Origin of the sequence: Oscillibacter valericigenes, from assembly GCF_016902445.1 — a bacterium.
In the GTDB taxonomy this organism is placed as follows: domain Bacteria; phylum Bacillota; class Clostridia; order Oscillospirales; family Oscillospiraceae; genus Oscillibacter; species Oscillibacter avistercoris.
The window spans coordinates 32,944-54,045 of the sequence record NZ_JACSNX010000014.1; the positions used below are offsets into that span (position 1 = coordinate 32,944).

At 63.2% G+C, this 21,102-nt stretch carries 16 protein-coding genes and 1 riboswitch; of the genes, 7 read left to right on the top strand and 9 right to left on the bottom strand.

Going from position 1 to position 21,102, the window contains the following annotated elements:
- The first annotated feature begins 26 nt into the window (after positions 1-26).
- Positions 27-932: a Ppx/GppA phosphatase family protein gene (locus H9X91_RS09475; RefSeq protein WP_204804605.1), complete on the top strand. Its 906-nt coding sequence runs from the start codon at positions 27-29 to the stop codon at positions 930-932.
- Positions 902-3,004: a polyphosphate kinase 1 gene (ppk1, locus tag H9X91_RS09480; protein ID WP_204804607.1), complete on the top strand. Its 2,103-nt coding sequence runs from the start codon at positions 902-904 to the stop codon at positions 3,002-3,004. Before H9X91_RS09475 ends, ppk1 begins: the two co-directional genes overlap by 31 nt.
- 229 nt (positions 3,005-3,233) lie before the next feature.
- On the opposite strand, the gene megL is transcribed toward ppk1, so the two are convergent.
- Positions 3,234-4,430 carry a methionine gamma-lyase gene (gene megL, locus H9X91_RS09485; RefSeq protein WP_204804609.1) on the bottom strand — a complete coding sequence of 399 codons (1,197 nt, stop codon included), beginning with the start codon at positions 4,428-4,430 and terminating at the stop codon, positions 3,234-3,236.
- Positions 4,431-4,787: 357 nt separating this feature from the next.
- Here megL and H9X91_RS09490 point away from each other — a divergent pair, with 357 nt between their 5' ends.
- A complete protein-coding gene (locus tag H9X91_RS09490; protein WP_204804611.1) occupies positions 4,788-5,741 on the top strand; it encodes a LysR family transcriptional regulator in 954 nt (317 codons plus the stop codon).
- Between the two features lie 75 nt (positions 5,742-5,816).
- Here H9X91_RS09490 and H9X91_RS09495 read toward each other — a convergent pair whose 3' ends face one another.
- Positions 5,817-7,241 carry a Na+/H+ antiporter NhaC family protein gene (locus H9X91_RS09495; protein ID WP_204804613.1) on the bottom strand — a complete coding sequence of 475 codons (1,425 nt, stop codon included), beginning with the start codon at positions 7,239-7,241 and terminating at the stop codon, positions 5,817-5,819.
- Between the two features lie 358 nt (positions 7,242-7,599).
- Between H9X91_RS09495 and H9X91_RS09500 the strand changes: the two genes are divergently transcribed.
- Positions 7,600-9,273 carry a formate--tetrahydrofolate ligase gene (locus H9X91_RS09500; RefSeq protein WP_204804616.1) on the top strand — a complete coding sequence of 558 codons (1,674 nt, stop codon included), beginning with the start codon at positions 7,600-7,602 and terminating at the stop codon, positions 9,271-9,273.
- Between the two features lie 254 nt (positions 9,274-9,527).
- Here H9X91_RS09500 and gdhA (H9X91_RS09505) read toward each other — a convergent pair whose 3' ends face one another.
- The 6 genes from gdhA (H9X91_RS09505) to ribD form a co-directional block, all read right to left on the bottom strand.
- Positions 9,528-10,874, bottom strand: coding sequence for an NADP-specific glutamate dehydrogenase (gdhA, locus tag H9X91_RS09505; protein ID WP_204804618.1), 1,347 nt, complete (start codon positions 10,872-10,874; stop codon positions 9,528-9,530).
- Between the two features lie 13 nt (positions 10,875-10,887).
- Positions 10,888-12,234, bottom strand: a complete 1,347-nt coding sequence (gdhA, locus tag H9X91_RS09510) for an NADP-specific glutamate dehydrogenase (RefSeq protein WP_204804639.1) — start codon at positions 12,232-12,234, stop codon at positions 10,888-10,890.
- A 275-nt stretch (positions 12,235-12,509) separates the two neighbouring features.
- Entirely contained in the window at positions 12,510-12,977 is a 468-nt protein-coding gene (gene ribH / locus H9X91_RS09515; RefSeq protein ID WP_204804620.1) for a 6,7-dimethyl-8-ribityllumazine synthase, read from the bottom strand.
- Between the two features lie 64 nt (positions 12,978-13,041).
- A complete protein-coding gene (locus H9X91_RS09520; protein ID WP_204804622.1) occupies positions 13,042-14,244 on the bottom strand; it encodes a bifunctional 3,4-dihydroxy-2-butanone-4-phosphate synthase/GTP cyclohydrolase II in 1,203 nt (400 codons plus the stop codon).
- A 17-nt stretch (positions 14,245-14,261) separates the two neighbouring features.
- Positions 14,262-14,912: a riboflavin synthase gene (locus H9X91_RS09525; RefSeq protein ID WP_204804623.1), complete on the bottom strand. Its 651-nt coding sequence runs from the start codon at positions 14,910-14,912 to the stop codon at positions 14,262-14,264.
- Positions 14,893-15,999, bottom strand: a complete 1,107-nt coding sequence (ribD, locus tag H9X91_RS09530) for a bifunctional diaminohydroxyphosphoribosylaminopyrimidine deaminase/5-amino-6-(5-phosphoribosylamino)uracil reductase RibD (protein WP_204804641.1) — start codon at positions 15,997-15,999, stop codon at positions 14,893-14,895. The genes H9X91_RS09525 and ribD overlap by 20 nt, the downstream gene beginning before the upstream one ends.
- A gap of 153 nt (positions 16,000-16,152) precedes the next feature.
- Positions 16,153-16,267, bottom strand: a riboswitch (FMN riboswitch).
- Between the two features lie 377 nt (positions 16,268-16,644).
- On the opposite strand from ribD, the gene H9X91_RS09535 reads away from it, so the two are divergent.
- The 3 genes from H9X91_RS09535 to H9X91_RS09545 all read left to right on the top strand — a co-directional run bounded on the left by H9X91_RS09535 (position 16,645) and on the right by H9X91_RS09545 (position 20,325).
- Positions 16,645-17,652, top strand: a complete 1,008-nt coding sequence (locus H9X91_RS09535) for a sugar ABC transporter substrate-binding protein (protein ID WP_204804624.1) — start codon at positions 16,645-16,647, stop codon at positions 17,650-17,652.
- 140 nt (positions 17,653-17,792) lie between these two features.
- Positions 17,793-19,295, top strand: coding sequence for a sugar ABC transporter ATP-binding protein (locus H9X91_RS09540; protein ID WP_204804625.1), 1,503 nt, complete (start codon positions 17,793-17,795; stop codon positions 19,293-19,295).
- A gap of 1 nt (position 19,296) precedes the next feature.
- The gene (locus H9X91_RS09545; RefSeq protein ID WP_204804626.1) at positions 19,297-20,325 is read left to right on the top strand and encodes an ABC transporter permease; all 1,029 of its coding nucleotides are present in this window, start codon (positions 19,297-19,299) and stop codon (positions 20,323-20,325) included.
- Positions 20,326-20,541: 216 nt separating this feature from the next.
- On the opposite strand, the gene H9X91_RS09550 is transcribed toward H9X91_RS09545, so the two are convergent.
- Positions 20,542-21,003, bottom strand: a complete 462-nt coding sequence (locus H9X91_RS09550) for a GNAT family N-acetyltransferase (protein WP_338111971.1) — start codon at positions 21,001-21,003, stop codon at positions 20,542-20,544.
- Between the last annotated feature and the right edge of the window lie 99 nt (positions 21,004-21,102).

The window sequence follows — 21,102 nt, forward strand, 5'->3', positions numbered from 1 at the left end:
GGGCAGGGAAAAGGAGCAACGTCAGTATGAAGATCGCCATCGTGGACCTGGGGTCCAACACCATCCGGCTGTCCGTCTATCACACGCTGCCGGACGGCAGGTTTGAGCTGCTGTTTTCAGAAAAGGAGATGGCAGGACTGGTCAGCTATGTCCACGGGGGGAGGCTCTCCCCGGAGGGCATCCAGCGGGCCTGTACAGGCATCCGGGATTTTCAGGGTCTGCTGCGGCAGTTTGACATGGGGGCGCCTCACGTGTTCGCCACGGCATCCCTGCGGAATATCCGCAATACGGAGGAGGCGGTGGCCCAGATCCGGGAGGCCACCGGTGTGGAGGTGGATGTGATCTCCGGCGAGCTGGAGGCAAAGCTGGGGTATTACGGCACCCGTCTTGCCACCAATCTGCGGGACGGCGCGGTCTTTGACATCGGCGGCGGCAGCACGGAGATCCTGGAGGTCCGGGGCGGAGAGATCCGGAAGGCCCAGAGCCTGCCCATCGGGTCCCTGGCACTGTTCAACACCTGTGTGGACGGGCTGTGGCCCAAAAAGAAGGAGCTGAAGAAGATCCGGACGGCGGTGGTATCTGCCCTGAAGGAGGCGTGGCTGCCGGAGCAGCGGGTGGAGAAGGTCTGCGGCGTGGGCGGCACGGCCCGGGCGGTGCTGAAGATCGCCAACGCATGGTACGAAAAGCCGGCGGGCAACCGGAGCCTGACGCCGGCGGAGGTCCGCCGGCTGACCCGGCTGCTGCTGGAGCGGGATCACCAGGCCCGGAAGCTGATCCTGCGCAGTTGCCCGGACCGGGTGCACACCATCCTGCCGGGGATGATGCTGATGAACACGCTGACAGAGAAGCTGTGCTGTGGGGAGCTGTATATCAGCCCCTATGGCGTCAGGGAGGGATATTTGTGTCACAAACTGCTGAACGCTGGGACCTGAGCTATACCCAAAACCGGGAGCTGAGCTGGCTGGCCTTTGACCAGAGGGTGATGGAGGAGGCCGCAGACCCCGCCGTCCCGCTGATGGAGCGGCTCCGCTTCCTCTCCATCTTCACCAGCAATCTGGACGAGTTCTTCATGGTGCGGGTGGGGAGCCTGACGGACCTGGCTCTGGTGGCCCCCGGCTCCCAGGAGAACAAGGGGGGCTTTTCCCCGGCGGAGCAGCTGCGGCGGATCTATGCGGCGGTGGTGCCGCTGATCCGGCAGCGGGACAAGGTGTATCAGGATCTGATGGGTGCCCTGGCGGAGCACGGCGTGGTGGACATCCCCTATAAGGAGCTGAAAAACGGCGACCGGGAGTATGTGCGCACCTGGTACCGGGAGACCATGCGGCCGCTGCTGATGCCCCAGATCATCGACCCCAGCCATCCTTTCCCCCACCTGAAGAACAAGACCCTGTACGCTGCGGCGCTGCTGCGGGAAGGGGACAAGCGGCGGCTGGGCATCGTGGGGGTGCCGGATGTGGTACCGCCCATCGTGATGCTGCCGGACCGCCCCGGCGCCTTTGTGCGGACGGAGGACATCCTGGCCCATCATCTGCGGAAGATCTTCAAGATCTATCAGATCGAAGAGCAGGCGGTGGTGTCGGTCACCCGGAACGCGGACCTGAGCTATGACGAGGCCATGGACCAGGAGGACCTGGATCTGCGGACCCAGATGACAAAGCTGCTGCGCCAGCGGGAGCGGCTGGCGCCGGTCCGCCTGGAGATGCAGGGCGAGGCGCCTGCCCTGCGGGAGATGCTGCTGCAGCGGCTGAAGCTGGTGCCGGAGCAGAGCTATGTCTGCACCTGCCCCCTGGTGCTGAAGTACGCCTATCAGCTGGACAGCCTGGACAGCGGCCTGTTCTATCCGCCCCATGCCCCGGCCTATCCCGCCTGGCTGGACCGGGAGGTGCCCATGTGGGAGCAGATCCGGCAGCGGGACATCCTGCTGTTCTATCCCTATCACTCCATGCAGCCCTTTCTGGACCTGCTGCGCCAGAGTGCTGCGGACCCGGCGGTGGTGTCCATCCAGATGACCATCTACCGGGTGGCCGGAAAGTCGGCCGTCATCAAGCATCTGTGCGCGGCGGCGGAGAACGGCAAATCGGTCACGGTCCTGGTGGAGCTGCGGGCACGGTTCGACGAGGGCAACAACATCACCTGGGCCCGGGAGCTGGAGGAAGCCGGCTGCCGGGTGATCTACGGCCCCGCCGGCTACAAGTGCCACGGCAAGATCTGCCTTATCACCCGGCAGGAGAAAAACGGCCTGTCCTATGTGACCCAGATCGGCACCGGCAACTACAACGAGAAGACCGCGGCCCTGTACACGGACTTTTCCCTGCTGACGGCGGACCGGTCCATTGCGGCGGACGGCGTGGCCTTTTTCCAGAATATGCTGATCGGCGACCTGCGGGGCAGCTATGATAAGCTACTGGTGGCGCCGGTGTCCCTGAAACAGACGCTGATGCGGCTCATCGACGGGGAGATCGCCCGGGGCGAGCGGGGGCGGATCATCCTCAAGACCAATGCTGTCACGGAACGGGAGCTGATCGACAAGCTGGCGGAGGCCTCCCAGGCGGGCGTGCGGATCGATCTGATCGTCCGGGGCATCTGCTGCCTGGTGCCGGGGGTCCCCGGCAAGACGGACCATATCACCGTCACCAGCATCGTAGGGCGGTTTCTGGAGCACTCCCGCATCTACTGCTTCGGCGAGGGCGCTCTGCGGCAGATCTACTTATCCTCCGCGGACATCATGACGCGGAACCAGGAACGGCGGGTGGAGATCGCCTGCCCGGTGGAGAGCCAGGAGGTGCGGGATTTCCTGTCCGACTACCTGGCCCGTCTCCTGGGGGACAATGTGAAGGCCCGGCGCCTGCAGCCGGACGGGCGCTTTGTGAAGGTGGAGGACCCCGGTGCCGGCGCCGTCTCCGTACAGCAGTACTATCTCTCCCATCCGCCTGTGTTTCAGGCCACAGAGGAAAAAAAGAGCCGCCGCTGGAAGCTGCCGGCCCTTTTCCGAAAGCGCAGATGAAGAACGAGCCGGCAGGATGCCACAGGGCATCCTGCCGGCTTTCAGCGGTTCGGCAGACGGGAGGCGGCAGGTACAAAAAGGACCCGGCTGATGCCGGATCCTTTTTGGGGCCGCTCCGGCGTTTGGGGACTCGACCGGGAACGGCGAAAGGAGGTACGCGTATCCGCTGGAAGGCAGAGCCGCTCCTGCCTGGGGGAGCAGGATCGGAGCGGCTCCGCAGCGGGTTCTCTTACAGCAGAGTATCCAGCGCCTGCTTGAAGTCGGCGATGACGTCTTCGGGATCCTCCAGGCCCACACTGATGCGGACCAGACCCTCGGAGATGCCGGCGGCGGCCAGCTCCTCAGAGGTGTAGGTGGAGTGGGTCATGGTGGCGGGATGCTCCACCAGGGTCTCGGCGTCACCCAGGGAGACGGCGATGGTGCACAGCTCCAGCTTGTTCAGGGCGGCGGCGGTGGCGGCCTTGTCGGCCTTCAGCTCGATGGAGATCATGCCGCCGGGCAGCTTCATCTGCTTGGCCGCGATCTCGTGGCCGGGGAAGCTGTCCAGGCCGGGATAGTAGACCTTGTCGACAGCGGGGTGGCTGGCGAAGAACTCCGCCACCTTCTTGGCGTTGGCGCAGTGGCGCTCCATCCGGATGTCCAGGGTCTTCAGGCCGCGGGCCATCAGGAAGGCATCGAAGGGGCTCATGACGGCACCGGTCATATCCTTCAGACCGAACATGCGGCACTGGCCGATGAAGTCCGCCTTGCCGATGACGATACCTGCGATCACATCGCCGTGGCCGTTGAGGTACTTGGTGGCGCTGTGGACCACCACGTTGGCGCCCAGCTCCAGCGGCCGCTGCAGATACGGCGTGCAGAAGGTGTTGTCCACGATGACCCGGATGTCGGGATTGAATTCATGGGCGGTCTTGGCGATCAGCTCAATGTCCAGCAGCTTCAGCGTGGGGTTGCAGGGGGTCTCGAAATAGACCACCTTGGTCTTGTCGGTCAGGTTCTTCTTCAGATTCTCAATGTTGGACAGATCCGTCAGGGTGACCTTCACGCCGAACTTGGTCATGCCGTGGTTCAGCAGCGCATATGTACAGCCATACAGCGTCTCATCAGCCACGATCTCGTCCCCGGCCACAACAGAGGTCCACAGGGCAGAGGAGATGGCGCCCATGCCGGAAGCAGCGGCCATGGCAGCCTCGCCGCCTTCCAGGGAGGCCAGCTTTTCCTCAACGGCTGCCAGAGTGGGGTTGCCCAGGCGGGAATAGATGTAGCCGTCTTCCTTCCCGGCAAAGCGGGCACCGCCCTGTTCCACAGAGGAGAAGGCGAAGGTGGAGGTCTGATAGATGGGGGCGCACAGGGCGCCAGCAGCGTTGTCAATGTGCCCGGCGTGGATCTGACGGGTGGCGAAGCCTAATTTTTTCTCGGTGTTCATACAGTCGATCTTCCTTTCTCGCGGGGGGCCCCAGAAGCAGATGAAAAGGAGCCTCCGTTGCTGCGTTCAAATTTTTTGCTATCAAACAAAGAAATTGAGATGTTGTGGGACAGAGAAGGAATAGAGTGGATTTTCTGTGGATTCATCGGAATACAAGGTAATATTGACTAGAAAAACCGGAAAACTAAAGTCTGCTTTTGTCAGGTTCTACTTATAGCATAGCACGATTGCCAAAAACCTGTTAATATCCGTTTTCCGGGATGCGTTCGCAGTTTTTTTGATAGCCATTTGACAATTCCCGCAAAATCGATATAATGGGAAGCAGATCTCAAAATGCCAAAGGGGGCTTGGTCCGCGATGACATTTCAGCAGCTGGAGTATATTGTGGAGATCTCCAAATGCGGCTCCATCAACAAGGCCGCGCAGAAGCTGTTCCTCTCTCAGTCGGGCATTTCCACCGCCGTCCGGGAACTGGAGAGCGAACTGGGGATCGCACTGCTGGCCCGCAGCAACCGGGGCGTGGAATTTACGCCGGAGGGGAAGGAGTTCCTCAGCTATGCCGTGTCGCTGCTGGAGCAGAAGCGGTGGATCGAGGGGCTGTACGGTGAGGCCCGGAACAGCGCGGCACCCGTTCGGTTCCTGGTGTCCAGCCAGCGGTATCCCTTTGTGGCGGACGCTTTTCTGCGGCTGCTCCAGGTCTCGGATGAGAACCGCTTCCGCCTGGGGCTGCGGGAGACGGGGATGGACGGCGTCATCGACGATGTCTATGACCACCGGGCGGATATCGGCGTCATCTGCCTGACGGATCTGACGGAGAAGATCATCCGGCGGCTGCTGGACGCCCGGGAGCTGGAGTTCCACGAGCTGGCGGCGGTCTCTCCCTGCGTGTATCTCCGGCGGGGCCACCCGCTGGCGGACCGGACGAGCCTGACGGAAGAGGACCTGGACGGCTATCCCTATGTGGCCTTTGAGCACGATCAGGGCGTCGCCTCAGACTTTTTTGAGGAATACCCCATGTCCACGCTGAAAAAGCCGGGGAAGTACATCAGCGTCAACAACCGCGCTACCGCCATTTACGTGCTGTGGGCCACGGATGCCTTTACCACCGGCAGCGGCCTGCTCTCCAAGGGCCTGACGGACGAGGATGTGGTCACGATCCCGCTGGAGGGGAAGACCTCGGTCCATCTGGGATGGATCCACCTGCGGAACACACGGATCTCGCCGCTGACGGCGCAGTTCATCAAGCTGCTGGAAGAGGCGCTGGCGGACTCCATCACCTTCACCCGGCAGCTCCAGAACACGCCGGAGTGACGAGCGGCAGTTCACGTTTCGAAAAAAAGAAGGCCGGGCGCTGTATGCGCCCGGCCTTTTCTGTGAGAGGGAACGTCAAACGGTCTTTGCGGCCTCCTGCCGCTCCAGCTCGATGGCGGCCTTCTTGGCGGCCACGCCGGACTCCGCCACGTCATACTCCCAGTTCCAGGGATCCTTGCGGCAGATGCCGTCTGCGAAGGGGATGAAGATGGAGAGGATGCCGACAACAGCCAGGATCCAGCAGTACCACATATGGGGCAGGATATCCATGGGGCTCATGGCCACGCCGTACACAGCCGTCAGGCTGGCAGCGGTCAGCAGCTGGGCGCCCCAGGGGATGATGCCCTGCAGCACGCAGGAGAACACATCCAGCAGAGAGGCGGACCGGCGGGGATCCACCTTGTGGATCCTGCTCATGTTCTTGGCCATGGGACCGCTGACGATGATGGCCACCGTGTTGTTGGCAGTGGCGCAGTCCGCCAGAGACACCAGAGCGGCAATGCCCACCTGGGCGGACTTGTTGCTCCTCATCATGCCGCCCAGCTTTTCGATCAGCCAGTCGATGCCGCCGTTGTGGGCGATCATCTCAGACATGCCGCCGCAGAACAGGGACAGGAAGAACACCTCGTTCATGCCGGTGAAGCCGTTGTAGATGCTCTGGGCAAAGAGGGGGATATCCAGATCGCCCAGGGCCAGGCCGATGATGCCGGCGGCAAAGATGCCGATGGTCAGCACCAGGAACACGTTCATGCCGATCAGGGCCAGCACCAGCACAGCGACGTAGGGAATGACCTTGATGATGTTGAAGGAGAGGTCACCCATCTCCGTCACGGTCTCGGGCCGTCCCACGACCAGCAGGACGACGATGGTGATGATGGCGGCGGGCAGGGCGATCCAGAAGTTGACCTTGAACTTATCCCGCAGCTCGCACCCCTGGGTGCGGGTGGCGGCGATGGTGGTATCGGAGATCATGGACAGGTTGTCGCCGAACATGGCGCCGCCCACGCAGGCGCCCAGGAACAGCGGCAGGCTCAGGCCGGATTTGTCCGCCACGCCCACGGCGATGGGGACGATGGCGCTGATGGTGCCCATGGAGGTGCCGGTGGCGGTGCCCATGAACGCGGAGATTACGAACACGCCGGCGGCCAGGAAGTGGATGGGAATGACGCTGAGGCCCAGATTCACGGTGGCTTCCACGCCGCCCATGGCGCTGGCCACAGTGGAGAAGGCGCCGGCCAGGATGTAAATGATCAGCATGGTCAGCACGTTCTCATTGGCGGCGCCCCGTGCGAAGATGGTGAATTTCTGGTCGATGGTGCCCTTGCCCTGGCAGAAGGCGAGGAGCAGCGCGATAAACATTGCGGTAACGGAGGGGAACTGGTAGAATGCCATCTCTACGCCCTGGGACTGGAAATACAGGCCAGCGCCCAGATAGATGACGATGAACAGCAGGAACGGGAGCAGTGCCGAGCCTTTACCCTTTTTCTCCAGAGTTTCCATATACGTACCTCCTTATGTTCTCTTTCCTCTTCTCATACACCCCGGTTCGTCTGAATACACAGATTTTTGAAATGGAATCCACCCTTCTCTGTGCAATATTATAGCATCCTCCGGCGGGGAATGACCAGAGCCAATCTCCACCAACCGGCTATCATTCAAACAGATAACGGGACAGGGAGGCCGGAGGCCGCGGCACAGAGGCGAAACGGGAGTAAAAGGGACGGGATCTGCGGAACAGGGGAGAAAAAGGGGAGGATTTGGCGCGGTACGGTTGCTTTTGCAGACCGGCACCATTATAATCAGAGGAAGAACGACAGGCCGGCCCGGCTGCGGGCGGCCGGACAGGAGGACAGGCGCCATGGCCCTGAAAAGCGACATCGAGATCGCCCAGGAGGCGAGGCCTCTCCCAATCACCGCCATTGCGGAGGCGTGCGGTGTGGACGAGGCATATCTGGAGCAGTACGGCAGATACAAGGCGAAGATCGACAACCGATTTCTGAAGGAGACCGCCCGGCCGGACGGCAGACTGGTGCTGGTGACCGCCATCACCCCGACACCTGCCGGAGAGGGCAAGACCACCACCACCGTGGGCCTGGCGGACGGTCTGCGGAAGATCGGAAAGAACGCTGTGGTGGCACTGCGGGAGCCGTCTCTGGGGCCGGTGTTCGGCATCAAGGGCGGCGCCGCCGGCGGCGGCTACGCCCAGGTGATCCCCATGGAGGACATCAACCTCCACTTCACCGGGGACTTCCACGCCATCGGCGCGGCCAACAACCTGCTGGCGGCGATGCTGGACAACCACATTCAGCAGGGCAACGCCCTGGGCATCGACCCCAAGCAGATCACCTGGCGGCGGTGCGTGGATATGAACGACCGGCAGCTGCGGAACATCGTGGACGGCCTGGGGGGGCGGATGCAGGGCGTGCCGAGAGAGGACGGCTTCGACATCACCGTGGCTAGCGAGGTCATGGCTGTGCTGTGCCTGGCGTCGGACATCCCGGACCTGAAGGCCCGGCTGGGCCGGATCATCGTGGGATACACCTACGCCGGCGCACCGGTGACCGCCCATGACCTGAAGGCGGAGGGCGCCATGGCGGCCCTGCTGAAGGACGCCCTGAAGCCCAATCTGGTCCAGACCCTGGAGCACACGCCGGCCCTGATCCACGGCGGGCCCTTTGCCAACATCGCCCACGGCTGCAACTCCGTCACCGCCACCCGGATGGCCCTGAAGCTGGGGGATTACGCCATCACGGAGGCGGGCTTCGGCGCGGACCTGGGGGCGGAGAAGTTCCTGGACATCAAGTGCCGCATGGCGGGACTGAAGCCTGACGCGGTGGTGCTGGTGGCCACGGTCCGGGCACTGAAGCACCACGGCGGCGCCGCCAAGGCGGACCTGGGCAGGGAGGACCTGGCGGCGCTGGAGCGGGGCCTGCCCAACCTGCTGCAGCACGTGGACAACATCAAGAACGTGTTCGGCCTGCCCTGCGTGGTGGCCGTCAACGCCTTCCCCACCGACACGGCGGCAGAGCTGCAGCTGGTGGAGGACAAGTGCCGGGAACTGGGCGTCCGCGTGGCGCTCAGCGAGGTGTGGGCCAAGGGCGGAGAGGGCGGCCGGGCCCTGGCGGAGGAAGTGGTGCGCCTGTGCGGGCAGCCGTCGGACTTCCGCTACAGCTACGACCTGGACGGCTCCATCGAGGACAAGCTGGAGGCCATCTGCCGCCGGGTGTATCGCGCCGACGGCGTGGCGCTGACGCCTGCCGCCAAAAAGCAGGCCCAGCGGCTGACGGAGCTGGGATTCGGGGGCCTGCCCATCTGCATGGCCAAGACCCAGTACAGCTTCTCCGACGACCCGGCCCTGCTGGGGGCGCCCCGGGGGTTCACCGTCACCGTGCGGAACCTGAAGGTGTCCGCCGGCGCGGGCTTCCTGGTGGCTCTGACCGGGGACATCATGACGATGCCCGGCCTGCCGAAGGTGCCGGCGGCGGAAAAGATCGACGTGGATGAGGACGGCCGGATCAGCGGGTTGTTCTGAAATATGGTCATGCCGCCGCAGGTGCGGCATCCAGGCGTCCTGCCGGAGGCGGGACCTTGAACCGGGGGGCGGTCGGATCCAGGCGGGGCCCCGCGGGGCGTGCCCCGTGAGGCAGCCCATGCCGAAGACAGGATGGCTCCCGGTGACAGGGGACGCATGCAATTATGATTATGAATGAGAGCGTCAGAAGATGCAAAAAGACCGGCCGCCCGGGAGGGCGGCCGGTCTGCGTATTTCTATAGAGCGGGAAGCACTTACAGCCCCTGGGCGATCATGGCAGTGGAGATCTTCTTGAAGGCAGCAATATCGTTGCCGGCGATCAGGTCATAGCCCAGGCCGTACTCCTCTGCCGCGGCGGCGGAGGCGTCGTAGATATCGCCCATGATCTGCTTCAGGCGGCTGTCCACCTCCTGGCGGGTCCAGCTGTAGCGGACGCTGTTCTGGACCATCTCCAGGGCGGAGACCACCACGCCGCCGGAGCCGGAGGCCTTGGAGCCGGCGGTGAGGATCTTGGGGCTCAGCCGCAGGAGGCGCAGGGCCTCGGCGGTGGCGGGCATGTTGGCCGCCTCCACATAGTAGCGGACATTATTGGCCACGATCATCACGGCGTCGTCCACATCCAGCTCATTCTGGGTGGCGCAGGGGATCACGATGTCCACCGGCACCTCCCAGGGCTTTTTGCCGGCATAGAACTCCACGCCGAACTTCTCGGCATAGGGCTCCACCTTGTCCACGCCGCTGGCACGCATGGACAGCATGAAGTCAAATTTCTCCTGGGTGCAGACGCCGTCGGGGTCATAGACATAGCCGTCGGGACCGGAGAGAGTGACCACCTTGCCGCCCAGCTCCGCGCTCTTGCGGCACACGCCCCAGGACATGTTGCCGAAGCCGGAGATGGCCAGGCGCTTGCCCTCCAGGGTCTCGCCCTGGTGCTCCAGCATCCGGGCCAGGAAGTAGATGGTGCCGAAGCCGGCGGCCTCCTGGCGGATCAGACTTCCGCCGTAGGTCAGGCCCTTGCCGGTGAGGGCGCTGCTCTCCGCCTTGCCGGTGAGGCGCTTGTACTGGCCGTACAGGTAGCCGATCTCCCGGCTTCCAACGCCGATGTCTCCGGCGGGGATATCGGTGTCGGCGCCGATCAGGCGGTACAGGGCGGTCATGAAGCTCTGGCAGAACCGCATGATCTCCCGGTTGCTCTTACCCCGGGGGTCGAAGTCCGCGCCGCCGGCGGCGCCGCCGATGGGCAGGCCGGTCAGGGCGTTCTTGTAGGTCTGCTCAAACCCCAGGAACTTCACGATGGAGGGATTGACGGAGGGGTGGAACCGCAGGCCGCCCTTGTAGGGGCCAATGGCACTGTTGAACTGCACCCGGTAGCCGTGGTTGGTGTGGGCGCAGCCCTGGTCGTCCAGCCAGGGCACGGTGAAGGTCAGCATCCGGTCCGGCTCCACCATGCGGGTCAGCAGGTCCAGCCGCTTATAGGCGGGCTCGTCCTTCAGCGCCGGAGCGATCATCTCCAGCCAGGTGAGAACGGCCTGGAGATACTCCGGCTGATCGGCGTACCGCTGCTGCAGGGCAGCGGACACGCTGGAAACATAGTCGCTCATCCAGCAGCCCCCCTTAGACCAGGCCGTAGGCCAGCATGGCATCGGCCACCTTCAGGAAGCCGGCGATGTTGGCGCCGGCCACCAGGTCGCCGGGCTTGCCGTACTGGGCGGCGGCGTTGGAGGCGTTGTGGTACAGGTCGGTCATGATCTTCTTCAGATGGCTGTCGACCTCCTCGAAGCTCCAGGACATCCGCATGGAGTTCTGGCTCATCTCCAGGGCGGAGGTGGCCACGCCGCCGGCGTTGGCGGCCTTGGCGGGAGCGAACAGCAGACCGGCGCCCTGGATGGCCTCCACGGCCTCCGGCGTGCAGGGCATGTTGGCGCCCTCGGCCACGGCGAAGCAGCCGTTCTTGATCAGGGCCTTGGCGGACTCCAGATCCAGCTCGTTCTGGGTGGCGCAGGGCAGGGCGATGTCGCAGGGGATCTGCCACACGCCGGAGCAGCCCTCGTGGTACTCCGCCTCGGGATGGACGGTGACATACTCCCGGATGCGCTTGCGCTCCACTTCCTTGATCTGCTTGACCAGAGCCAGGTCGATGCCGTTGGGATCGTGGATGAAGCCGTTGGAGTCGGACATGGCCACCACCTTGGCGCCCAGGGCCGTGGCCTTCTCGCAGGCGTAGATGGCCACGTTGCCGGAGCCGGAGATCACCACGGTGGCGCCCTCAAAGCTGCGGCCGGCGGCCTTCAGCATGTTGTCGGTGAAATAGCACAGGCCGTAGCCGGTGGCCTCGGTCCGGGCCAGGGAGCCGCCGTAGCTGAGTCCCTTGCCGGTGAGGACGCCGGTGAACTCGTTGCGCAGCCGCTTGTACTGGCCGAAGAGGTAGCCGATCTCCCGGCCGCCCACGCCGATGTCGCCGGCGGGCACGTCGGTGTCCGGCCCGATATACTTGAACAACTCCGTCATAAAGCTCTGGCAGAAGCGCATGACCTCGGCGTCGGACTTGCCCTTGGGGTCGAAGTCGCTGCCGCCCTTGCCGCCGCCGATGGGCAGGCCGGTCAGGCTGTTCTTGAAGACCTGCTCAAAGCCCAGGAACTTGATGATGCCCTCGTAGACAGAGGGATGGAACCGCAGACCGCCCTTGTAGGGGCCGATGGCGCTGTTGAACTGCACCCGGAAGCCCCGGTTCACGTGGATGTTGCCCTGATCGTCCTCCCAGGGTACCCGGAACTTGATGATCCGCTCCGGCTCCACCAGGCAGTCCATGACGCCTTCCTTGATATATTCCGGCTTTGCCTCGACCACCGGAACCAGGGAGGCCAGGACCTCCTGGACCGCCTGGTGGAACTCCGGCTCCGCCGGATTCCGCCGGACGACCCGCTCCATCAAGCCGCTGAGATATTCGTTCTGAATGCTCATGATGCTCATGTGGACTCCTCCAAAACAAGACTTTTGCAGTGGGGCCCGTGCGGCCGCTGCACATTCACGCTCCTATTCTAGTCTTGGGAAAATCTCCCTGTCAACGACTTTTGTCCGCTGTAAATGTAGGTTTGGCGAACTTTTCAAGTTTTAATCGTTTTGATCAGACCATTCTGGTGCATTTCTTTTGATATTCAAAAATAAATTCAAAAATTTTCCAATTATATCAAGACTGGGCGGAGGGTGTCCGCAGGAGGGCATCTTCTGTCCGCCGCTCACAGCGCCATGGACCGCAGCAGATCCACCATCTCGATGGCGCCCTGGGCGCACTCAGCCCCCTTGTTGCCGGCTTTGGAGCCTGCCCGCTCGATGGCCTGCTCGATGGTATCGGTGGTGAGGACGCCGAACAGCACCGGCACGCCGCTCTCCAGCGCCGCATGGGCGACGCCCTTGGACACCTCCGCGCAGACGTAGTCATAGTGGCTGGTGGAGCCCCGGATCACCGCCCCCAGGGCGATGACGGCGTCGTACCGCCCGCTCTTGGCCATTTTTGCGGCCGCCAGGGGGATCTCGAAGGCGCCGGGGACCCAGGCCACGTGGATGTCATCTCCCCGGACGCCCCGGCGCAGCAGGCCGTCCTCGCAGCCGGAGAGGAGCTTGGAGACGATGAATTCATTGAACCGGGCGCACACCACGCCCACCCGAATACCGTTCGCTACCAGATTGCCCTCATAGATCTTCATGTTGCTCGTCCTCCTTAAATAGTAAATTCCCTATGATCCGTTATTCTGCCAACAGGGACGGGGCTCAATACCGGACCAGGTGTCCCATCCGCCGCTGCTTGGTCCGCAGGTAATCGAGGTCCTCCGCCGTGGCGGGGATCTGGATGGGCACCCGCTCCGTGATCTCCAGTCCGAAGTCTGACAGCTGGTAGATCTTGTCCGGGTTGTTGGTCAGCAGCCGCATGGTCGTGATCCCCAGGTCCCGGAGGATCTGGGCGCCGATCCAGTACTCCCGCAGGTCCGGGGCAAAGCCCAGCTTCACGTTGGCGTCCACGGTGTCCAGCCCCTGCTCCTGAAGGGCATACGCCTTCAGCTTGTTGATGAGGCCGATGCCCCGGCCCTCCTGCCGCATGTACAGTACCACGCCCCGGCCCTCCGCCTCGATCTGGCGCATGGCGGCGGAGAGCTGCTCTCCGCAGTCGCAGCGTTTGGAGCCGAACACGTCCCCGGTGAGGCACTCGGAGTGGACCCGGCACAGCACATTTTCTCCGTCGCCGATGTCCCCCTTCACCAGGGCCACGTGGTGCTCCCCGGTCAGGTCATTGACGTAGCCGAAGATCCGGAAGTTTCCGTATTTGGTGGGCATTTTCGCCGCGGCTTCCCGCACCACATGCTTGTCATGGCGGCGGCAGTAGTCCTGGAGAGCCTGGATGGTCAGCACCTTCAGACCCCACTCCTTCGCCTTTTCCAGCAGTTCCGTGGTGCGCATCATGGCGCCGTCATCCCGCATGATCTCACAGCACAGTCCGCACTGGGCCAGCCCCGCCAGGCGGCACAGGTCCACGGTGGCCTCCGTGTGGCCATTGCGCACCAGCACGCCGCCCCGCCGGGCCACCAGCGGGAACACGTGACCGGGCCGGCGCAGATCCTCCGGGCGGGTGGCCGGGTCCACGCACTTGCGGCAGGTGTAGCCCCGCTCCTCCGCGCTGATGCCGGTGGTGGTGTCCACATGGTCGATGGACACGGTGAAGGCGGTGGAGTGGTTGTCGGTGTTGACCTTCACCATCTGCTCCAGCCCCAGCCGGCCGGCGATCTCGGCGCTCATGGGGGTGCAGATCAGCCCCTTGGCATGGACGGCCATAAAGTTGACGTTCTCCGTGGTGGCGAACTGGGCGGCGCAGATCAGGTCCCCCTCGTTTTCCCGGTCCGGGTCGTCGATGGTGATGATGAGGTGGCCGGCGCGGAGCTCCTCCAGCGCCTCCTCCACCGTGCAGAATTGGGAATCCATGGGCCGTTCCTCCTTACTCAAAATCCGTTTTCCGTCAAAAATTCCAGGGAGATGGAGCTGTTCCTGGGGGCGCTGTCCGCCGTCGGACGCAGCAGCTTCTCCACGTATTTGCCGATGATGTCCGTCTCCAGGTTGACGATGTCCCCCGGCCGTTTGCGGCCCAGCACTGTCACCGCTGCCGTGTGGGGGATGACGGACACGGAGAACCGGTCCGTTTCCACGGCCGCCACCGTCAGGGAGATGCCGTCGATGGCGATGGAGCCCTTCTCCACGATGTGCCGCAGCAGGGTCGGGGCGGCGGAGACGGTGTACCACACGGCGTTGTCGTCCCTCCGCGTTTCGGCGATGGTGCCGGTGCCGTCGATGTGGCCGGAGACGATGTGACCCCCGAACCGGCCGTCTGCCGCCATGGCCCGCTCCAGATTCACCGGACTTCCCGGGATCAGGGCCCCCAGGGAGGAGCGGCGAAGCGTCTCGTGCATCACGTCAGCAGTGAAGCCGCCGCCGTCCACGGAGGTGGCGGTGAGGCAGACCCCATTCACCGCCACGCTGTCGCCGAGCTTCAAATCGGACAGCACCGTCTCCGCTCCGATGGACAGCACCGCCGAGCGGGCGCCCCGCCGGATGGAGCGGATGACGCCCATCTCCTCAACAATTCCCGTGAACATCCGCGTCCACCTCTCCTTCCAGCAAGAAGTCTTCCCCAAGTTGGGTGACGGTGGTACTCCGCAAACGCGCCGCCTGGGCCGGGAGCTCCACCCCGGCCCCCTCCACCGGGGATTTGGCGGCCCCGCCGCCGAAGAGCTTGGGAGCGATGTAGGCCTGGACCCGCTGCACCAGTCCCGCCTCCAGCATGGACCAGTTCAACGTGCCGCCGCCCTCCAGCAGCACGCTGTCGATCTCCGCCGCCCCCAGGCGGTCCATCAGGGCGGACAGGTCCACGTGGCCGTCCCGCTCCGGCAGCCGCCACACCTGGCAGCCGGCGGCGGTGTAAGGGGCGATTTTTCCGCCGTCTGTCTCGCAAGTGGCCAGGATGGTCTCCACCTCGCCGGCGGTGCGGACGATCCGGCTCTCCAGCGGGGTCCGCAGGTGGGTGTCGCAGAGGATCCGCACCGGGTTCCGGCCGCCCTCCATCCGGCAGGTCAGCAGGGGATCGTCCGCCAGCACCGTGCCCACCCCCGCCAGGATGCCCCGGTAGCGGTGCCGGTCCCGGTGGACCCGCTGCCGGGCCGCCTCCCCGGTGATCCACTGTGATGCCCCGGTGCGGGTGGCGAGCTTCCCGTCCAGGGTCATGGCGTACTTCATCACCACATAGGGCCGCTTGGTGCGGATGTAGTGGAAGAACACCGGGTTCAGGGCGTCACACTCCGCCTGGAGCACGCCGGTCTCCACCTCCACCCCATGGGAGCGGAGGATCTCCACGCCCTTGCCGGCTACCAACGGGTTGGGATCCAGGCTGCCCACCACCACCCGGCGGATGCCGGCGGCCAGGATGGCGTCCGTACAGGGGGGCTGGCGGCCAGTGTGGCAGCAGGGCTCCAGGGTCACATACAAGGTAGCTCCCGCCGGATCCTCCCGGCAGTCCGCCAGGGCGGCCCGCTCGGCGTGGAGGCCGCCGCACCGGGCGTGCCAGCCCTGGCCGATGATGTGCCCGTCCCGCACCAGGACGGCCCCCACCAGGGGGTTGGGGCTGACCCAGCCAGCGCCCCGCTCCGCAAGCTCCGCCGCCAGGCGCAGATAGTCCTTGTCGTCCAATGTCATCGCCTCCGAAAAAAAGATGCTCTGAACCAGCGGTTCAGAGCGTCGTGAAAAAGCGGAACAGCCTCCGTCCACGAAACCAAAAACGCCCCGGAATGCACGCATTCCAGAGCGAACGTCCATGGACGCAGGAATCCATCCCTGCGGTCACACGATCTTCTTCCATCCAGACTATACTGTCGGCCTTGGAGTTTCACCAAGTCATGCCTTTCGGCTCGCGGGCTGTACCGCCGGTGGGGAATCGCACCCCGCCCTGAAGATCCTGATTCAATTGACGCAAGTATAGACCAGATGCGCCGGGCTGTCAATCCCTCTTGTGCAATCTGCCTTGTGCAATCTGCCCGGCAGCTTGCGGGGCGGAACGGGAAACATCAAAAACAGATCAAATTTGAGTAAAATTTGCGTAAAAAACAGGGCGGTTCAGAGGACGATCGGCCGGAGCCCTGTCAAGTAAATGATGGAACCGCCGAAAAAATTCTGCATTTTGCGCAAAAAAGTTCCGCAAAATTGTCATAATAGCTGTTTTTTACGCTAACACATTGACGGTTTGGAACAATCATGATAAAATCAAGTCACTTTCACATGTGGGAAATTTTCCCGGACGTGTGGAGGAAATCAATCAAGAAGGAGAAAAGAAGTAAGATGAAGAAGTTTTTTGCACTTCTCCTCGCGCTCGTCATGTCTCTGTCCCTGGTGGCATGCGGCGGCGGCGATGACGCCACCACCGATGATACCACCGATGACGCCACAAACGAGGAGACCGGTGGTGAGACCACCAACGACTACAAGATCTCTGTTGTTCTGAAGACCCTGTCCTCCGAGTACTGGGGCTATGTGAAGGCCGGCTGCGACGCCGCTGCCGCAGAGCTGGGCGTGGAAGTTTCCGTCGTGGGCCCCGGCGCTGAGAGCGACATCGAGGGCCAGGTCGCCCAGATCGAGCAGCAGATCGGCGCCGGCTGCGACGCCATCATCTGCGCCCCCAACGATGCCGGCGCTGCCGCCAACGCGCTGCAGGCCGCTCTGGATCAGGGCATCCCCGTTCTGAGCGTCGACACCGACGTGGGGATCGAGGGCCAGACCACCTTCGTGGGCACCTCCAATGTGGACGCTGCCTATGAGGGCGGCAAGTGGGCCATCGGGCAGGCCGGCGACGGCGCCAAGGCCGTCATCATCTACGGCCAGGAGGGCGACAACACCTCCAACATGCGCCGTGAGGGCTATCAGAAGGCCTGCGACGAGGCTGGCGTTGAGGTCCTGGCCGCTCTGTCCGGTCAGAACACCACCGACGGCGCCACCAAGACCATGGAAGATATGCTGAGCGCCCATCCCGGCGAGATCGACATCGTGCTCTGCCACAATGACGACACCGCCATCGGCGCCATGAACGCCTGCAAGAACGCCGGCGTGTCCGACGTCATCATCGTCGGCTTCGACGGCAACGCCTCCGCCGTGGATCTGATCCTGGCCGGCGACCTGATCAAGGCCACCGTGGCCCAGCAGCCCTATGAGATGGGCTACCAGGCCGTTGAGGCTGCCGTGGAAGTCCTGAACGGCGGCACCGTGGAGTCCGTGATCAACGCCCCCGTCGAGGTCGTCACCGCTGAGAACGGCCAGGCCTATCTGGACAACCTGGCTTCCATGCAGGGCTGATCCCCGGATGGCTCAGATCTCTGAAATCTGAATGAAAGGAATATGGCGGCAGGACCTCTGCCGCCATATTCCCGTTCCGAACATCCCCCGCAGGCGGCGGGGAGACTGAAATCAGGAAACAGAAACGAGGTAATCATCCCATGAGTGAGTACGTTGTCGAACTGAAGAACATTACCAAACGTTTTCCTGGTGTCGTCGCTTTGAAAAATATGTCTATTGGCATCAGACCGGGAGAGATCCACGGCCTGATCGGTGAGAATGGCGCCGGCAAATCCACCTTGATCAAGGTGCTCACCGGCGTGCATATGCCGGAGGAGGGGGAAATCTATGTGGACGGCCAGAAGGTCGTGTTCCACAACCCTGTCCAGTCCCGCGAGGCGGGCATCGCCTGCGTGTACCAGGAGCTGAACATTGTCAAACAGCTGTCTGTCACGGATAACGTTTTCATGGGACGCGCCGTTAAGAAAAACGGCCTTCTGGATTATCCCAGAATGTATGAGGAGGCCAAGCAGGCACTGACTACGCTGGGCCACCCCGAGATCGATGTCAAAATGGAATGCGGCAAGCTGGGCACCGGCCAGCAGCAGATGGTGGAGATCGCCAAGGCTGTGTCGCTGGATGCCAAGCTGATTATCATGGACGAGCCGACCTCCTCCCTGGGCAAGGAGGAGATCAATCAGCTGATGGAGACCGTCCGGGGCCTGAAGGCCAAGGGCGTGGCCATCCTGTTCGTCTCTCATAAATTGGAAGAGCTGTTCGAGCTCTGCGACCGGGTCACCGTCATGCGGGACGGTGAGCTCATCGTGACCGAGGATATCGGCAACATGACGGAGGACTCCCTGATCACCGCCATGGTGGGCCGGACGCTGGACAACCTGTATCCCAAGGAGTTCGGCGTCAAGGGCGATGTGTGGCTGGAGGCGAAGGGCCTCAATGAGTTCGGTGTCCTCCACGACGTGAGCTTCCAGGCCCACGCCGGCCAGATCACCGGCTTCGCCGGCCTGGTGGGCGCCGGCCGGACGGAGACCATGCGGGCCATCTTCGGCGCTGACAAGCTGGACAGCGGCGAGGTGTACATCAAGGGCGAGAAGGTGCATATCCGCTCTCCCAAGGACGCCATCAAGCACAAGATCGCCTTCCTGACGGAGGACCGCAAGGGCCAGGGCCTGGTGCTTTCCCTGGACGTGCGGACCAACCTGATCCTGGCCAACATGAAGGGCTTCTCCAACGGTCCCTTCCTGAACAGATCCAGGATCGAAAAGGCCGGCCAGGAGAATGTGGAGTCCCTGCGCATCAAGACCCCGTCCCTGGACGAGGTGACGGCCCAGCTCTCCGGCGGCAACCAGCAGAAGGTGGTCATCGGCAAGTGGGTCAACACCGATGCGGACATCTTTATTTTCGACGAGCCCACCCGCGGCATCGACGTGGGCGCGAAGATCGAGGTCTACCATGTCATGAACGATTTGGTCAAGGCCGGCAAGTGTGTGATCATGGTCTCCTCCGAGCTGCCGGAGATCCTGGCCATGAGTGACCACGTGGTGGTCATGCGGGGCGGCCGGGTCATGGCCAATATCGACCGTGACACCCCGCACTTCAACTCTGAGGATATCATGAAAGCGGCCTGGGGAGGAGAGTTAGACTGATATGAAAAAGAAGAGTTCCGCAAGAGAGCTTCTGCAAAAGCTCGGCACCCTGATGGCGCTGTTTATCCTGGTCCTGATTTTCTGCATCATGATGCCGGATACGTTCCCGAAGATCACCAACATCATGAACATCTTCAAGCAGGCGTCCATCAACTGCCTGATCGCCTCCGGCATGCTGTGCGCCCTGATCACCGCCGGCATTGACCTGTCCGTGGGCTCCAACTGCGTGCTGTGCACCTGCACCATCGGTGTTCTGGTGGAGAACTTCGGCATCACCAGCACGCCGCTGCTGATCATCGCCGGCCTGGCGGTGAGCACCTTCGCCGGCTTCATCAACGGCACCCTGCTGACCCGCCTGGATCTGCCCCATCCCTTCGTGTCCACCATGGGCATGAAGAACGTGCTGTGGGGCATCGCACTGGTCATCACCGGCTCCAAGTCCATCGGCTTCACCAACAAGGGCGTGGACAGCCTGATGGCCATCGGCGGCAACTCCGTCTTCACGACCTACAATGCCGACGGCACCGTGAACTTCCCCGGCATCCCCATTAGCTTCATCCTGGTGCTGGTGGTGTTCTGCATCTTCCACGTGTTCCTGACCCGGTCCGCCCTGGGCCGTCAGATCTACTGCGTGGGCGGCAACCCGGAGGCGGCCCGCCTGTCCGGCATCCCCTCCAAGAACGTGCTGACCTTCGTGTATACCCTGTCCGGCTTCATGGCCGGCATGGCTGGCGTCATCTCTGTGGGCCGTCTGGCCTCTGCCAACGGCAACGCCGGCCAGACCTACGATAACGACGCCATCGCGGCCTGCATCGTGGGCGGCGCCTCCTTCACCGGCGGCAAGGGCACCATCTGGGGCACCCTGATCGGCGCCCTGCTGATGGCAGTCATCCGCAACGGCCTGAACCTGATGGGCGCCTCCAACGATATCCAGTACATCGTCATCGGCGCGGTCATCATCCTGGCGGTCACGGTGGACGTGTTCCGCAACAAGGCTGAGGCCAAGGCCCGGAAGATGGCCGCCCAGTAAGCGGATCTTCCCGGAGCAAACATGCAAAAACAGGCGGCGGAGACACAGTCTCCGCCGCCTGTTTCTGCGATGATGCCGAAGGGTCAGGGGCTTGATTCCACAAAGTGCACGGCGGACCGCTCCCAATACCGCCGAAAGACCCGGCCCTCTGTTCCGTCAAGATCCAGCTGGTACATCCGGAACAGGACCAGCCGGTTTTTGGGCTGCCACTGCTCCTCATACCTCATACGAGTACTGGTACCGCATGCCCAGCCGCTGCATGACCCGGCCGCTTCGCGGATTGCGGACGTCATGCGTCGCGGTCAGATAGGGGATGCCGTCCCGCCTTACCTGTTCGATGACCGCCCGTCCTGCCTCTGTGGCGATCCCCCTGTGCCAGAATTCCCTGCGGAGCCCGTAGCCGAGATCGTGGCTGTCATCTGAAACGACGTGGATGTAGCCGATGGGGATGTTCTCGGCTTTCAGGCAGATCGCATAGCGATACGCGCATGGCAGGCGGTAGGCGCGGACATACCTGGCTTCATAGAAGTTCCTGGCGTCGTCCAGGCTTTTCAGCGGGAGCCAGGGCAGAAACGTGTTGACCTCCTCGTCGCGGAAGATCTCATAGAGGGCATCCAGATCCGCCGCTGTGAATTTCCGCAGCAGAAGCCGCTGCGTCTCAAGTGTTGGCGTATTCATCATCCGCCTCCTTCAGTTCCCGCGTTTTACAGGAGCATTGTACCACGGGACGCGTCCGGCTTCAAGGAGGGCGGGGGGCGTGTGCCCCGGTTCGGCGTG

Coding starts and splice junctions, on each gene's coding strand:
- H9X91_RS09525 (WP_204804623.1), bottom strand. CDS start 14,912: ATGTTCACGGGAATTGTTGAGGAGATGGGCGTCATCCGCTCCATCCGG.
- megL (WP_204804609.1), bottom strand. CDS start 4,430: ATGAACACCGAGAAAAAATTAGGCTTCGCCACCCGTCAGATCCACGCC.
- ribH (WP_204804620.1), bottom strand. CDS start 12,977: ATGAAGATCTATGAGGGCAATCTGGTAGCGAACGGTATTCGGGTGGGC.
- H9X91_RS09520 (WP_204804622.1), bottom strand. CDS start 14,244: ATGGATTCCCAATTCTGCACGGTGGAGGAGGCGCTGGAGGAGCTCCGC.
- H9X91_RS09495 (WP_204804613.1), bottom strand. CDS start 7,241: ATGGAAACTCTGGAGAAAAAGGGTAAAGGCTCGGCACTGCTCCCGTTC.
- gdhA (WP_204804618.1), bottom strand. CDS start 10,874: ATGAGCGACTATGTTTCCAGCGTGTCCGCTGCCCTGCAGCAGCGGTAC.
- gdhA (WP_204804639.1), bottom strand. CDS start 12,234: ATGAGCATTCAGAACGAATATCTCAGCGGCTTGATGGAGCGGGTCGTC.
- H9X91_RS09550 (WP_338111971.1), bottom strand. CDS start 21,003: ATGAATACGCCAACACTTGAGACGCAGCGGCTTCTGCTGCGGAAATTC.
- H9X91_RS09545 (WP_204804626.1), top strand. CDS start 19,297: ATGAAAAAGAAGAGTTCCGCAAGAGAGCTTCTGCAAAAGCTCGGCACC.
- H9X91_RS09540 (WP_204804625.1), top strand. CDS start 17,793: ATGAGTGAGTACGTTGTCGAACTGAAGAACATTACCAAACGTTTTCCT.
- H9X91_RS09535 (WP_204804624.1), top strand. CDS start 16,645: ATGAAGAAGTTTTTTGCACTTCTCCTCGCGCTCGTCATGTCTCTGTCC.
- H9X91_RS09490 (WP_204804611.1), top strand. CDS start 4,788: ATGACATTTCAGCAGCTGGAGTATATTGTGGAGATCTCCAAATGCGGC.
- H9X91_RS09500 (WP_204804616.1), top strand. CDS start 7,600: ATGGCCCTGAAAAGCGACATCGAGATCGCCCAGGAGGCGAGGCCTCTC.
- H9X91_RS09475 (WP_204804605.1), top strand. CDS start 27: ATGAAGATCGCCATCGTGGACCTGGGGTCCAACACCATCCGGCTGTCC.